Origin of the sequence: Bacillus sp. FSL L8-0654 (genome assembly GCF_038629965.1) — a bacterium.
Taxonomy (GTDB): Bacteria; Bacillota; Bacilli; order Bacillales; family Bacillaceae; genus Bacillus; species Bacillus safensis.
Genome location: NZ_CP152026.1, coordinates 1,562,084 through 1,576,103, shown reverse-complemented (window position 1 = coordinate 1,576,103; position 14,020 = coordinate 1,562,084). Strand labels below are relative to the sequence as shown.

14 protein-coding genes are annotated in these 14,020 nt (G+C 42.2%); all 14 read right to left on the bottom strand.

Going from position 1 to position 14,020, the window contains the following annotated elements; translation table 11 throughout:
- Positions 1–134 precede the first annotated feature (134 nt).
- The 14 genes from tsf to fliR all read right to left on the bottom strand — a co-directional run bounded on the left by tsf (position 135) and on the right by fliR (position 14,014).
- The gene (gene tsf, locus MHH65_RS08010; RefSeq protein WP_024424151.1) at positions 135–1,016 is read right to left on the bottom strand and encodes a translation elongation factor Ts; all 882 of its coding nucleotides are present in this window, start codon (positions 1,014–1,016) and stop codon (positions 135–137) included.
- A 91-nt stretch (positions 1,017–1,107) separates the two neighbouring features.
- Entirely contained in the window at positions 1,108–1,842 is a 735-nt protein-coding gene (rpsB, locus tag MHH65_RS08005) for a 30S ribosomal protein S2 (protein WP_024426991.1), read from the bottom strand.
- A 155-nt stretch (positions 1,843–1,997) separates the two neighbouring features.
- Positions 1,998–2,537: a hypothetical protein gene (locus MHH65_RS08000; RefSeq protein WP_024424153.1), complete on the bottom strand. Its 540-nt coding sequence runs from the start codon at positions 2,535–2,537 to the stop codon at positions 1,998–2,000.
- A gap of 21 nt (positions 2,538–2,558) precedes the next feature.
- Positions 2,559–3,326, bottom strand: coding sequence for a FliA/WhiG family RNA polymerase sigma factor (locus MHH65_RS07995; protein ID WP_024424154.1), 768 nt, complete (start codon positions 3,324–3,326; stop codon positions 2,559–2,561).
- A gap of 24 nt (positions 3,327–3,350) precedes the next feature.
- Positions 3,351–3,851, bottom strand: coding sequence for a chemotaxis protein CheD (locus MHH65_RS07990; protein ID WP_024426989.1), 501 nt, complete (start codon positions 3,849–3,851; stop codon positions 3,351–3,353).
- On the bottom strand, positions 3,851–4,477 hold the full coding sequence (locus MHH65_RS07985) for a chemotaxis protein CheC (protein ID WP_024424156.1): 627 nt from the start codon (positions 4,475–4,477) through the stop codon (positions 3,851–3,853). The genes MHH65_RS07990 and MHH65_RS07985 overlap by 1 nt, the downstream gene beginning before the upstream one ends.
- A gap of 12 nt (positions 4,478–4,489) precedes the next feature.
- Complete coding sequence (locus tag MHH65_RS07980) at positions 4,490–4,951, bottom strand: chemotaxis protein CheW (RefSeq protein ID WP_024424157.1); 462 nt, start codon at positions 4,949–4,951, stop codon at positions 4,490–4,492.
- Between the two features lie 24 nt (positions 4,952–4,975).
- Positions 4,976–7,003, bottom strand: coding sequence for a chemotaxis protein CheA (locus MHH65_RS07975; RefSeq protein WP_098676877.1), 2,028 nt, complete (start codon positions 7,001–7,003; stop codon positions 4,976–4,978).
- Positions 7,004–7,008: 5 nt separating this feature from the next.
- Positions 7,009–8,082 carry a chemotaxis response regulator protein-glutamate methylesterase gene (locus tag MHH65_RS07970; RefSeq protein WP_034281797.1) on the bottom strand — a complete coding sequence of 358 codons (1,074 nt, stop codon included), beginning with the start codon at positions 8,080–8,082 and terminating at the stop codon, positions 7,009–7,011.
- On the bottom strand, positions 8,079–8,984 hold the full coding sequence (locus MHH65_RS07965; RefSeq protein ID WP_098676876.1) for a MinD/ParA family protein: 906 nt from the start codon (positions 8,982–8,984) through the stop codon (positions 8,079–8,081). The genes MHH65_RS07970 and MHH65_RS07965 overlap by 4 nt, the downstream gene beginning before the upstream one ends.
- Complete coding sequence (flhF, locus tag MHH65_RS07960; protein ID WP_252050425.1) at positions 8,978–10,087, bottom strand: flagellar biosynthesis protein FlhF; 1,110 nt, start codon at positions 10,085–10,087, stop codon at positions 8,978–8,980. The genes MHH65_RS07965 and flhF overlap by 7 nt, the downstream gene beginning before the upstream one ends.
- Positions 10,087–12,120 carry a flagellar biosynthesis protein FlhA gene (flhA, locus tag MHH65_RS07955; RefSeq protein ID WP_025092587.1) on the bottom strand — a complete coding sequence of 678 codons (2,034 nt, stop codon included), beginning with the start codon at positions 12,118–12,120 and terminating at the stop codon, positions 10,087–10,089. Before flhA ends, flhF begins: the two co-directional genes overlap by 1 nt.
- Before the next feature lie 29 nt (positions 12,121–12,149).
- The gene (gene flhB, locus MHH65_RS07950; RefSeq protein WP_034623630.1) at positions 12,150–13,238 is read right to left on the bottom strand and encodes a flagellar biosynthesis protein FlhB; all 1,089 of its coding nucleotides are present in this window, start codon (positions 13,236–13,238) and stop codon (positions 12,150–12,152) included.
- The gene (gene fliR, locus MHH65_RS07945) at positions 13,235–14,014 is read right to left on the bottom strand and encodes a flagellar biosynthetic protein FliR (RefSeq protein ID WP_025092585.1); all 780 of its coding nucleotides are present in this window, start codon (positions 14,012–14,014) and stop codon (positions 13,235–13,237) included. The genes flhB and fliR overlap by 4 nt, the downstream gene beginning before the upstream one ends.
- Positions 14,015–14,020: the final 6 nt, after the last annotated feature.

Here is a 14,020-nt window from a genome sequence, read left to right as displayed (position 1 = left end):
GATAACCTCCAAGTGTAAACTATACCGTCTCTTATTATGCGTAAGAAACTGTCTTTTGTAAATCAATATCCTCTAAAAAATAGGGAACACAGTGCTTGTGCTCCCTAAAAAAGCCCCAGAGAGCTTTTCAAACATTATTTTTTCACTTGGCTCATAACTTCTTCAGCAAAGTTGTCTTGACGTTTTTCAATACCTTCGCCCACTTCATAGCGAACATAAGTTTGAACAGTTGCGTTTTTCGCAGCTACAACTTGTTTCACTTTTTCATCTGGGTTTTTAACGAATGCTTGGTCAAGTAAGCAAATTTCTTCGAAGAATTTGTTTAGACGGCCTTCAACCATTTTAGCTACGATGTTTTCAGGCTTTCCTTCTTGAAGCGCTTGCTGTGTTAATACTTCACGCTCACGGTTTGCTTCTTCTTCTGACACTTGGTCACGAGAAATGTATTTAGGGTTTACAGCTGCAACGTGCATTGCGATGTCTCTTGCAAGCTCTTCGTCAGTTGTTCCGTTAAGAACAGCTAACACACCGATACGTCCGCCCATGTGCAGGTAAGAACCGAATGCAGCATTATCTTCTTTTGTGATGACAGAGAAACGGCGTAGAGTGATTTTCTCTCCGATTTTCGCAATTGCAGATGTGATATGCTCTTCAACTGTTGAACCGTTTTCCATTTTAGAAGCATGAGCTTCTTCAAGTGTTGCAGGTTTAGCAGCAAGCAAATGATCAGCAAGTTCGTTAAGAAGTGCTTGGAATCCTTCGTTTTTCGCAACGAAATCAGTCTCAGAGTTCACTTCTAGGATCACGCCTGTGTTGCCGTCAGTTTTGATAAGAGTTAATCCTTCTGCCGCAATACGGTCTGCTTTTTTCGCAGCTTTTGCGATTCCTTTTTCTCTTAGAAGGTCGATTGCTTTCTCGATGTCACCATCAGTTTCTGTTAACGCTTTTTTACAGTCCATCATACCTGCACCAGTTTTTTGACGCAGTTCTTTAACTAATTGAGCAGTAATTGCCATTTTACATTTCCTCCTTCTATGTTAAAACACGGATTACTAGGTGAAAAAAAGGTGATAAAAGGCATTTCCCTCTTATCACCTTTTGAATAGGTTACGCAGTTGTTGTTTCAGTTTCTGTCGTTTCTTCTACAACAGCTTCTTCTTCGCCTTGTTTAGACTCAAGAATCGCATCTGCCATTTTAGCAGTTAGAAGTTTTACAGCACGGATTGCATCATCGTTTGCAGGGATCACAACATCAATTTCGTCTGGATCACAGTTTGTGTCAACGATACCGATGATTGGGATATTCAATTTACGAGCTTCTGCAACTGCAATACGCTCTTTACGAGGGTCGATAATGAAAAGTGCATCCGGAAGACTCTTCATGTCTTTGATTCCGCCTAGGAATTTTTCAAGACGCTCTAATTCTTTTTTCAGTTGAACGACTTCTTTCTTAGGAAGAACTTCGAATGTACCGTTTTCTTGCATTTTTTCAATATCTTTTAAACGTTTAATACGTTTTTGGATTGTTTCAAAGTTTGTTAAAGTTCCACCAAGCCAGCGTTGGTTCACATAGAACATACCAGAACGGATTGCTTCTTCTTTCACTGAATCTTGTGCTTGCTTTTTCGTACCAACGAAAAGGATTTTTCCTCCGTCAGCAGCAAGGTTTTTCGTGAAGTTGTAAGCTTCCTCTACTTTTTTCACCGTTTTTTGAAGGTCGATGATGTAGATACCGTTACGCTCTGTAAAGATGTAACGCTTCATTTTTGGGTTCCAACGGCGAGTTTGGTGACCGAAGTGAACACCAGCTTCTAGCAATTGTTTCATAGAAATAACTGACATTTTGTTGCCTCCTAATATAATGGTTTTTTTTCCTCCGCTTAAGTCATGTTCACATAAAACTGCGCCACGGCAGCACCTTTATACGAATCATTAAGCGTGTGTATTTAACACCAAGAAATAATATAACACATGATGGACTGACAATCAAGAATCCTTTACAGCTTTCCGCTAAATTTTAATAAAAGCTCGATTTCTGTCTTGCCAGTTTTCATTTCTTTCGCTATTTCTTCTAGTGACCGCCCTTCATCATATAGGGTCTTCACTTGGTCCTCGAATGTTTCTTCTATTTCACTTTTAGAAGGCAGAGAAGCCTCTGTTTCAAGTTGTGGAACGGGTTCGTTTACCTTCTCTTCCTGCACCTCAACTTCGCTAAGGAGAGCCGACAGGTGCTCTGGTACGGGATCTTCACTTTCGACCGATTGCTGGGATTCAATTGGTGGTTGTGGCTGCTTTGGTGTCTGAAGATCCGATTTCAGCTCTTCAGCAGAAAAATCAGGGGAAGCGGCTGCCACTTTTGATAGTTTGTCATTCTCTTCTTTGACCTCCATCAAAAATGCAGCCAGGGTATTTTCCGTTTCTTCTAGAAGTTCTCGCTGCTTTTGTTCTGTTGCCTTCAGCGAATTCATTCTCGTATATAAAATAATCACAAAATAAATAAGTGCAGCATGAAGCATGAAGCTAATCAGCCATAACATATTTTTTCACTCACTAACTCTTTAAGATTGAATGGCTTTATCAAGCAGATGCTTAAGCTTGAACAAGGCCTTTGAATGAATTTGCGAAATGCGCGAGGTAGATAAATTGAGCACTTGACCGATTTCTGTTAATGTCAGTTCTTCTTTATAGAAAAGACTGATCACAAGCTTTTCTTTTTCTGAAAGCTCTGTGATTTTTTCAGAAAGCTGTTCAATTAATTCATCTTTCAGCATTTTCTCTTCTGGAGTCACAGACTTCTCGTCGCGAATCATGACTTGGACGTTCTCTCCGTCTTCTTGATCATGCAGCTTCTCATCAATTGAGAGCAGATTTGCAAAGAATCCTTCATTCATCGTTGTGACGACATCCTGTTCACTCATGCCGAGTTCCTCAGCCACCTCTGTCGGCGTCACATTACGCAAATACCGCTGTTCAAGCTTTTCAATAGCCGCTTCTACTTTTTTTGTTTTTTCTCTTGATGTACGAGGCAGCCAGTCCTCTTTACGAAGACCGTCGATAATGGCCCCGCGGATTCTGAAGGATGCATATGTATCAAACTTCAGATCTCTTCCGGGATCAAATTTTTCAAGGGCATCATATAAACCGAGCATCCCTAGACTGATCAAGTCTTCTTTATGCACTGACTTCGGGAGACCGATGGAAATTCTTCCAACATGATATGTGACGAGCGGCATATAGCGGCGCATAAGATCATCTCCAGCAGCTGGGTCTTTCCACTCTTTCCATCTAGCCCATAGCGCCTGATCTTCGTAATTTAAGGATTGCATCTTTATCCCCCTATACTTCCTTAGTTATATCTTCATAATGCCTTGCTTCACAGTACGGATCTCAAGCTCTGCCGTAAGCGGATCGAATTCAATTGTACGGCCACTGTTTCCGCCTGTATCCTCACTAATAATCGGGATATGATGAAGAGACAGATGTTCTTTTACAGCTGAAACGTTTCTAGGTCCAATTCTCATTAGATCATTGGTTGACTTAAACTTAAACATTTCCGCCCCGCCAGCAAGTTTTGCCTTTAGCGCATGTTTGCGTGCGCCTGCTTTTAGGAGCAGATCAATTGTATGCTTGACACCTGTATCTGCATATTTAGCCAAGTTCTCCACCGCCCCTTTTGAAAGAGAGGAGTCTGGAAGCATAACATGGACAAGGCCTGCCAGCCTTTTGTCTTGATCAAACAAGACAAGCCCTACGCAGGAACCAAGACCGGATGTCCGAATGCGGTCCGGTGATTTAACAAGCTGAACATCCGCAATACCAACCTTTACAACTGCCGGAATTTGCACGTTCATTATAGGTTACCTAATGCTTTGAATAGTTTTTCAAACGATTCAAAGTCTGGTAATAGAAACATATTTCCTTTCAGCTCTTGCTTATTTTGATCATCAAAAATAGATGTATCAATCACAATCGCCTGATCGCCAAGAGGACTGAATTGCATCAACCCTTCACTAATGACAGCCCCGAACATATCGAGCGTGACATCTGGAACACTTGGGTAAAGCTGCAATTTGGTTAAATCGGCAAGGGCTGATAAATAAGAGCCCGCTAAAATATTTCCCAGTTCATGAAGTGCTGACGTCCCCATCTCATGTTCATGAATCGTATCAATATCAAATGCCGGATCCTGGACAAGCTCTCTTACAAATTGCTCTGCTTGCTCAAACGGCATAATGAAAAAGATTGAGCCGGTTAAATCCCCTTCCATTCGCAGGAAAATACTTGCAACAGGAAGGTCTGCACCGCCAAAGAAATCCATTAAATCTTCAAACGAGAGAACCTTGACAAAAGGAACAGCCATATCTATTTTGCGATCCAATAGGTTGGCAAGAGCAGACGCTGCGTGGCCTGCCCCGATATTCCCAACCTCTCCTAAAATATCTAGCTGTTCATCTTTAATTTCGTTGAAAATGCTCATTTCACATCCCCCTTAATGAACAGGTGCACCTTGAACGCTCTTGTCGAGGACAGCACCGGCATGAATGATATTGAAAAGACGCTGATCATGCTTAATGATACCTGTCACCCATGACTGTCCTTCTTTTTCAGCTGATTCAGGAGAAGATTCTACTTCTTCCTGATGGACGGTTATGACATCATTTGCTTCATCAACAATCCAGCCGACTTCAATGTCACCAACTTGTACAATGATCATTCTTGTTTCATCTGTAATCTCGTTGTCAGTAGAACCAAGTCTGACTCTCAGGTCAATGACAGGCGTCACGACACCGCGTAAATTAATAACACCGCATATATAAGGGGCAACGCCAGGAACTCTTGTCGGCTGCTGCCATTTTTCAATGGACTTTACTTCTGATACTGAAATGGCGTATTCTTTTTTGTTTACGATAAACACAATCATCTTTTCGCCAGTTTTGATATCTGTACTCATTTCAGACCGCTCCTCTATTGTTTTTTACTTGATCAGTGCATTACAGTCAACGATGAGTGCAACTTGACCGTCACCTAGGATCGTTGCGCCGGATATCGCAAATACGTTTGGCAGATAATCTCCTAGTGATTTCAATACAACCTCTTGCTGACCAATAAATGAATCGACCACAAATGCTGTCAGCTTGTCTCCTTTACGAACAACAATGATGTGCAGTTCTTCCTCTAATTCATTCGCATTTGGTACGTGGAATTGTTTCTTCAAGTACACGACCGGTACGATAAATCCGCGGAAATCAATCACTTCACGATCATGCGTTTGCAGGATGTCACTTTTCTTAATGACCGCCGTTTCAATAATAGAAGAAATCGGAATCGCAAATGTTTCCTCTTCTAGTTTTACAAGAAGAACGGAAATAATCGATAATGTAAGCGGAAGCTGGATCGAAAATAGTGAACCCTGTCCTTCTGTTGAGTTAATGCTCACAGATCCGCCAAGTGATTCCAGCTTGTTTTTCACAACGTCAAGACCTACACCGCGGCCTGAGATGTCAGAAATCGTATCAGCTGTAGAGAATCCTGCTGCAAAGATCAATGAATCAATTTGATGATCTTCAAGCGTTTCTGCTTCTCTTTCTGTAATAACCCCGCGCTCTAACGCTTTTTCAAGCACCTTTTTACGGTTAATCCCGCCTCCATCATCTTCTACTTCAATGAAGACATGGTTTCCGCTATGATACGCTTTTAATAGAACCGTACCTTTTTCCGGCTTGCCTTTTTTCACACGTTCTTCTGGTGATTCAATCCCGTGATCTAGACTGTTTCTAAGTAAGTGCAACAGCGGATCTCCAATCTCGTCGATCACTGTTCGATCAAGCTCCGTCTCAGCACCCTCAATAATCAGTTCAATTTTCTTATTAAGCTCTTTCGTCAATTGACGAATCATACGCGGGAATCTGTTAAAGACAGTTTCCACAGGTACCATTCTCATGTTCAGGATGATTGATTGCAGGTCTCCAGAAATACGAGTCATTCTTTCGACTGTGTCTGTGAGTTCGTTATTTTCTAGTTCTTTAGCAATCTGTTCCAATCGGCCTCTATCAATCACAAGTTCTTCAAATAGATTCATAAGAGAATCAAGACGGTCGATGTTGACACGAATTGTTTTCGTTCCGCCGGCAGCTGCACCGTTATTGCCATTTGCTTTTGGCGCATCATTTGCTGGCGCTTTTACAGCAGGAACGGATGTTTCTTCTTTTTTCTGTTCAGGCTGCGCCTCTTGTTTTTCAGCCGGAGCTGCTTCTTCAAATGCGGAGACTTCAGAGATCTCAACCTTCTCAACCTCTGAGATCGCCGTGACGATTTTCTGCACTTCGTCCATCGGCTGTTTAGAAAGATAAGAAATGCTGAATTCAGATTCAAAATCTTCTGATTCTAACAGTTCTGCATTTGGAACGGTTTTGACAACCTCGCCTGCTTCATTTAGTCTTTCAAAAATCATATAGACACGAACAGCTTTTAGTAAGCACGCTTCGCTTAATGTCACGTTAAGTTCATAGCATTTGAAGCCTTGCTCTCTCGCTTCATCAAGAACCGTACGTTCAAATTCGTTATAATCTAAGTCATTAGCAGCAGCTGATGCATCTGCTGTTTCAACGCTAGAAGCTGCCTCAGCATGGCTTCCTGTCACATCTAGCTTTTTACTAATCTCTGTGACATCACGTTTCCCGTCTCCTCCTTCTGCAATCGATTGAACCATTGCTTCAAGATGATCGAGTGCTTCGAACATCGTATCCATTGACTCAGGAGTGACAATCATTTGTTCATTACGGATAGCATCAAACATGTTTTCTAAATGATGCGTTAAATGAGCCATATCATCAAAGCCCATCGTTGCACTCATTCCTTTCAATGTATGAGCCGCTCTGAATATATCATTCACTAGCTGCAAGTCGGTTGGGTTCTTTTCTAAATCAAGAAGTTTTTCATTACAAGTTTGTAAGTGTTCTCTGCTTTCATCTAAAAAGATATCTAAGTATTGGTTTACATCCAACGTGTTCACGCCCTCTCTTTTTTCATGGAGCTAATAATTGCATGTGCGATGTCATCCACATGCCTTGTTTCATGTGCAAGGCCTGCTTTAATGACTGATTTAGGCATTCCGAAAACAACACATGATTCTTCTTTTTCTGCAATGACTTTCGTATGACCGCTTGCGACCATTTTTTTGACACCTTCAGTACCATCACTGCCCATACCTGTCATAATGACAGCGATTTTCTCGTAACCCTTTATGCTGCTGATGGATTCAAATAAATAGTTAACAGATGGTTTGTGCCGGCTTTCCGTGTCTTCAGGGGACAGCCTGATGACAAGTGACCCCCCTTGGTCATGAAGTGACATATTCATTCCACCAGGAGCTATGTAAGCCACTCCATTTTTCGCGATGTCTCCATCTTGCGCTTCTTTAATCGTAATTTGTGATAAATGATCTAACCTAGTAGCAAGTGATGCCGTGAATCCTGCTGGCATATGCTGCACAATCAATATAGGGGCCTCGATGTCCTTAGGCAGCTTCGTTACGACTCGTTGAAGTGCCCTTGGTCCCCCTGTAGATGTTCCGATAGTAATAATCTTTCGGAGTGAGCTGCCTTTTACAGATGGCAGCCGGGGTGCAGCCACTGGACTTGGCGGCTTTATCACCGGCTTAGGAGACACCTTCTCTTCAGTGCGTTTCCTTGACAGTCCTGCTGCAAGTACCCGCTCTACAATTTGCCCCCTCACTTTGTGCAAATCGAGAGAAATACTTCCCGAAGGCTTTGTCACAAAGTCAAAAGCACCGAGTTCTAAGCAATGGATGGTTAAATCTTTTCCTTGCTTTGTCTGGCTTGACACCATAATCACGGCAAGGTCGTGTTCAGCCAGAATTTGTTTTAATGCTTCTGTTCCATTTAAAACAGGCATTTCCACATCTAACGTGACAACATCTGGATTCAGTTCCTTGATCCGTTTTAAGGCATCTTCCCCATTTCGCGCCGTTCCGACGACTTCTATTTCTTGCTCGGCACTTAGAAAATCACTAATGAGCTTTCTCATAAAGGCCGAGTCATCTACTACTAGCACTCTAATCATGAGTCCACCTTCCTCCTTTTAAAAAAAGAGGACAACTTATCTATAAAGGTATGCTGTTCTCTCCGTGCCTCTCTTATCTGCTGATGATATAGTGTTTCTGCCAGCATCTTAATGGTTTTACTCAGCCTTGAATGAGGCTGCTTCATATAAAATGGAATTTGTTCTGATACTGCTTTAGGAACCGCAGGATCATCATGCACAGCGCCAGCAAATACAAGTTTTCTGTGAAGAAAAGATGTGACCACTCCTGCTAATTTCCGGTAGGTTTCAGACCCTTCTGACGGGGTTTTGCACCGATTGACAATGATTTGCACAGACCGTTCAAACTGATGAATGGCTAAGTGTTTAATCGCGCTGTAGGCATCCATGATGGATGTTGGCTCTGGCGTAGTCACAACGACCACTTCTCCTGCCGATAAGACAAAAGGCAGCTGATCTTTTGACAAGCCGGCACCCATATCGAAAAAGATACAATCGAAGTCCTGCATGATTCTTTCCATCTCTTCCAAAAAGAACGACCATTGATCTTTATCTAAAGAAAACAGCTGTTCAAGCCCGCTTCCGCCAGAAATGTAATATAGGTTGTCCGTTCCTTTTGTCATGGCTGCTTGGAAGGATTTTTTTCTAACGAGAACATCTAATATAGAACTAGTCGATGTTTTCCCTAGTAAAATATCAATATTCCCCATCCCAAAATCAAGATCAATCACTAACACTCTTCTCTCTGTACTTGCGATAGACAGTGCCATATTCAGGGTCAAATTCGATTTACCTACCCCGCCTTTACCGCTCATGACGGCAATGGTCTTTGCCTGTCCGCTGGCGTTGAGAGGAGCCGGTGTGATGATTTGACTCTGCTGTACTAGTTTTCTTAACCCTTCTGCTTGGTCAGGCTTCATGATTGTAAAACCATCCTTGTAAGTTCAAGAGGAGAACCTTCAAGAATATCCTCAGGCACATTTTGACCATTTGTTAAAAAACCAAGTTTGATTTGAGAGTCAGCAATGATTTGAAAAATGGTTCCCATCGTGTCCGTTTCATCTACTTTTGTAAAAATGAATTGATTGATTGGAACGTGCTCAAAGCGTTTGACCATGGCTTTCATGTCTTGATACTTCGATGTGGCACTCATCACGAGAAAACTTTGAATGCTCTCATCAAATGGAATAATGTCGGTCAGCTCTTTGATATACGCTTCTTCTTTAAAGTTACGGCCTGCTGTATCGATGAAAATATGATCATATTCTTTAAAGGTCTCTTGGGCTTTTACAAAATCCTCTCTCGAATAACAAACCTCAAGCGGTGCATTCAGAAGTTCAGCATATGTTTTCAGCTGTTCGATCGCTGCAATCCGGTACGTATCGGTTGTAATAAAAGCGATTTTCTTTTGCTGCTGAATAGCCGTTTTAGCAGCCAGCTTTGCAATCGTTGTCGTTTTACCAGCTCCGGTTGAACCGAACAGTACAATGTATTTTGACGAAATCATCGGCTCATCAGAGGTTTGCGCTGGCAGCATATCTGTCAGCAGTTGTTCAAGCTCTTTATTTATGTGATCATCTTTAACTGCGCCCTTTGTTAAAAGACCCTTCAGGCATTCGTCTCGAATGGCATCATCAAGCCCTTGATCCTTTAGCTTTTGATCGATTGCTATAAGAGGATCAGGCAGAATACCCGCATGCCGTTCATTCCTCACATATTCTAAAGGCTGGGTATGAGAAGGCGCTGGTTTCGCCGCCTTGGGAACAAATGAAGGCTCTTCGGGCAGCTTTTCCTTTTTTGGCAACACTGGAAGAGGCGGCGCAGGGTTTAACCCTTTACCAGCTCTTTCCTCGAAATCTTGATCCAGCACTGCAATCACTTCGACCATTTGCTGTTTCTTCAAACCGAACAGTTTGCGTTTGACAACGGTTTTAGAATTTAAAATAACGGCATCTTTCCCAAGCTGCTGCCTGATTTGAATCGTTGCCTCCTGCATAGAATTTGCTGTGATTTTTTTCATTTTCATTAGATATCCACCACTCCGATGCTCTGTACTTCCACATTCGCTTCTAGTTCGTTATAAGATAGTACCGGTAAATCTGGGAAATATCTTTCTAACAACTGCTTAACGTACATTCTTATAGGAGGTGAGCATAATAGAACCGGCGTTTCCTGACGAAGCGAAAGCTGTTCAATTTCTCTCGCCACTGATTGAATCACACTTTCAGAGGATTCTGGATCTAACGATAAGTAGTTTCCATGCTCTGTCTGCTGAACGCTGTCTGCAATTACCTTTTCTACTCGGCCTGAGCATGTCACAACTTTAAGTGATTCATTTTCTCTTGCATACTGTGCGGTGATCTGTCTTGCGAGCGCCTGTCTAACATACTCTGTTAATAAATCTGTATCAGTCGTTAATTTTCCGTAGTCTGCAAGCGTCTCAAAAATGGTGACAAGGTTTCGGATAGAGACCTTTTCTTTCAGCAGCTTCGCCAGTACTTTTTGAATATCACCGACTGCCAGCGGATTTGGTGTTACCTCATCCACTAAGACAGGATAACTTTCTTTCAGATGATCGATTAATTGCTTCGTTTCTTGGCGTCCGAGCAACTCGTGTGTGTTTTGTCTAATCTTCTCTGTGATGTGAGTAGACACAACAGACGCTGGGTCCACAACCGTATAGCCTAGCATCTCAGCCTGATCTTTTTCTGCTTCTGATATCCATTTAGCCGGCAGGCCAAAGGATGGTTCGATTGTTTCAATTCCTTCAATCGGATCATCATCAGGCGTTGGGGACATCGCTAAGTAGTGATCAAGCAGCAGCTCACCTTTTGCTACTTCGTTCCCTTTAATTTTCAACCGGTATTCATTTGGGTTCAGTGCAATATTGTCCCTGATCCGGACGACTGGAATGACAAGACCAAGTTCGAGGGCAAGCTGCCTTCGGATCATCACAATTCGGTCTAACAGGTCACCGCCCTGATTTGCATCAGCGAGCGGGATCAGGCCGTAGCCAAATTCAAATTCAATAGCATCCATTTGCAGGAGATGAATAACACTTTCTGGACTTTTCATCTCTTCTACCTCTGCCTGTTCTTCCAGTACCTCTTCGATTTCTTCTTGATCTTGTTTGTTTTTCGACATCATGTATGCGCCAAGTGCTATTAAACCTGCAATTGGCCCAGTTAAAAGTACGCCGATTGGCGTAAACAAACCAAGAAGGAAGATCGTTCCTGCTGTGACATAAAGCATGGCTGGGAAGGCAAAGAGCTGACCTGTAATGTCTGATCCAAGGTTTCCGTTAGAAGCGGCTCTCGTAACAACAATCCCTGTCGCCGTTGAAATGAGGAGTGCCGGAATTTGAGAAACAATTCCGTCCCCTACCGTTAATAGGGTAAAGTGGGAAGCTGATTCTTGAATCGACATGCCTTGCTGAAGCATCCCGATAATGATTCCAAATATAATATTGATGATGACGATGATAATACCTGCGATGGCGTCCCCTTTAACGAACTTACTGGCACCGTCCATCGCTCCATAAAAGTCTGCTTCCCTCGCTACTTTTTCACGGCGGTTTCTTGCTTCACTTTCTGTCAGCATCCCTGCATTTAAATCAGCGTCAATACTCATTTGTTTACCTGGCATCGCATCGAGTGTAAATCTTGCCGCAACCTCTGATACACGCTCAGCCCCTTTAGTAATAACAATAAACTGAATGATGATCAGAATAAGGAAAACAACGAGACCAACGATGATATTTCCTCCAACAACAAATGAACCGAACGTTTCGACAACCTTTCCAGCATCTCCTGTTGAAAGAATAGAACGTGTTGTAGAGATGTTAAGCCCTAAACGAAACAGTGTTAAGAGCAAAAGCAATGATGGAAAAATTGAAAATTCCAGTGGTTCTTGCATGTTCATAGTGGTGAGAAGCACGATAAGCGCAAGAGAAATATTAATAATGATTAAAATACTTAATAGCATTGGCGGAAACGGTATGACCAGCATCGCCACAATTAAAATAACACTGAATATAACAGATAAATCTCTTGCTGACATGCCTGTTCTCTCCTTTTAAAACCAAAAATTCATAAAATCTTTTGTTTCGTTTTATAGACGTAAGCTAAAATTTCTGCGATGGCCTTAAAGTATTCTTCCGGCACCGCTTGGTCGATGTCGACCTGATCATAGAGTGCACGGGCAAGCGGGCGGTTTTCTACAGTCATGACATCATGTTCTTTCGCAATCGTTCTAATTTTCAAAGCCAAAATATCTGTTCCCTTTGCCACAACATAGGGCGCGTCCATTTTTTCTTCATCATACTTTAAAGCAATGGCATAGTGGGTTGGGTTTGTAATGATGACGTCCGCTTTTGGGACTTCCTGCATCATCCGTCTCATGGCCATTTCCCGCTGACGCTGTTTAATCTTTGATTTGATGAGCGGGTCACCCTCTGATTTTTTATACTCATCTTTGATGTCTTGTTTGGACATCCTCAAGTTTTTTTCATAATCAAATTTCTGATACATATAATCAAGCCCTGCCAAAATCAAAAGAGCACCAGCAGCATACAGCCCCATAATTAAGGTCATATTTGCAACGAAATGAAGGGTTTCCTCTGCTGTTAATAAAGGAAGCCGCAGAATTTCGTCAAAGTGCATCCAAAGAGCAATAAATGTCGCAAAGCCAACAAAGCCAATTTTCAAAATGGATTTTAATAGCTCTACGAGGGCTCGAATACTGTATATCCGTTTAAACCCTTTGATTGGGTCAAGCTTTTCTAATTTCGGTTTGATCACTTCTGCTGAAAAGAGAAAGCCGACTTGTAAATAGTTACTGATAATCCCCGCCAGCATGCCAACACCAAGGATTGGCATGAGGAGGAGCCCTGTTTCCTGAAGCAATTCCAAGAATAGTTGATGAATATTAGATGTGCTAACCTTCATTAGCATAGTTGTTGAATAAAAACGTTCTATGAGCGCGATAATCCGCTCTTTCATAAAAGGCCCAATAAAAAAGAATGATAAAAAGATTAATAAAAATGAGATGGCTGTATTGACGTCGGTACTTTTGGCAACCTGTCCTTTTTTACGTGAATCCCGCCTTTTTTTCGGCGTTGCTTTTTCTGTTTTTTCACCTGCGAAAAATTGCAAGTCTAGTCTAAGCCTTGTCATCATGACGAACCACCGACCAATGCTAAGAAATTCCTCATGGTGAGTACAATCGTTTCAAATGTATTTTGGACAACACCGAAGATGACGCCCATACAGATGATGATCATGATAAAACTCACACCTATTTTAATAGGAAGTCCGACCACAAATACGTTCATTTGCGGAACTGTACGTGCCACAATCCCCAGCGCTAAATCGACTAAAAACAGACTTGCCACGACAGGTGCCGAGATTTGAAAGGCGATGATAAACATTTGGTTGAAACTCTTTGCGATAAAGTAAGCAAAGGATTCACTGCCGAAATTCAGCGCGTATTGATCAACTGCAATATATTGAAAGCTGTAATAGATTCCATCAAGCAGCAAGTGATGTGCGTTTGTTGCCAACATCAACAGTAATGTGACCGTATAAAAAAACTGTCCCATCAGCGGTGTCTGCGCCCCTGTTTGCGGATCAATAATATTGGCAATCGCAAAACCCATTTGAAAATCAATGAATGAGCCGGCAATCTGAACAGCGGACACCATGATGTATGCAATCAGCCCAAGCAGCAGACCGACCATTGCTTCTTTCACCGCAAGCATCATATAAAGACCGTCTATGTCGAGTGCTGGCGGTTCTTTTATGGTGCTAAAACTAATGACAGCTAAAAACAGCGAGAATCCAACTCTGTGTACAGCTGGGATCGTTCTATGCGCTAAAAGCGGTACTGTCACAAAAAAAGCAGTGATCCGAATAAAAACTAAAAGAAAAGCAGGGAATAATTCTATGATTGACATCGCTTG

Coding starts and splice junctions, on each gene's coding strand:
- tsf (WP_024424151.1), bottom strand. CDS start 1,016: ATGGCAATTACTGCTCAATTAGTTAAAGAACTGCGTCAAAAAACTGGT.
- rpsB (WP_024426991.1), bottom strand. CDS start 1,842: ATGTCAGTTATTTCTATGAAACAATTGCTAGAAGCTGGTGTTCACTTC.
- MHH65_RS08000 (WP_024424153.1), bottom strand. CDS start 2,537: ATGTTATGGCTGATTAGCTTCATGCTTCATGCTGCACTTATTTATTTT.
- MHH65_RS07995 (WP_024424154.1), bottom strand. CDS start 3,326: ATGCAATCCTTAAATTACGAAGATCAGGCGCTATGGGCTAGATGGAAA.
- MHH65_RS07990 (WP_024426989.1), bottom strand. CDS start 3,851: ATGAACGTGCAAATTCCGGCAGTTGTAAAGGTTGGTATTGCGGATGTT.
- MHH65_RS07985 (WP_024424156.1), bottom strand. CDS start 4,477: ATGAGCATTTTCAACGAAATTAAAGATGAACAGCTAGATATTTTAGGA.
- MHH65_RS07980 (WP_024424157.1), bottom strand. CDS start 4,951: ATGAGTACAGATATCAAAACTGGCGAAAAGATGATTGTGTTTATCGTA.
- MHH65_RS07970 (WP_034281797.1), bottom strand. CDS start 8,082: ATGATTAGAGTGCTAGTAGTAGATGACTCGGCCTTTATGAGAAAGCTC.
- flhF (WP_252050425.1), bottom strand. CDS start 10,087: ATGAAAATGAAAAAAATCACAGCAAATTCTATGCAGGAGGCAACGATT.
- flhA (WP_025092587.1), bottom strand. CDS start 12,120: ATGTCAGCAAGAGATTTATCTGTTATATTCAGTGTTATTTTAATTGTG.
- flhB (WP_034623630.1), bottom strand. CDS start 13,238: ATGATGACAAGGCTTAGACTAGACTTGCAATTTTTCGCAGGTGAAAAA.
- fliR (WP_025092585.1), bottom strand. CDS start 14,014: ATGTCAATCATAGAATTATTCCCTGCTTTTCTTTTAGTTTTTATTCGG.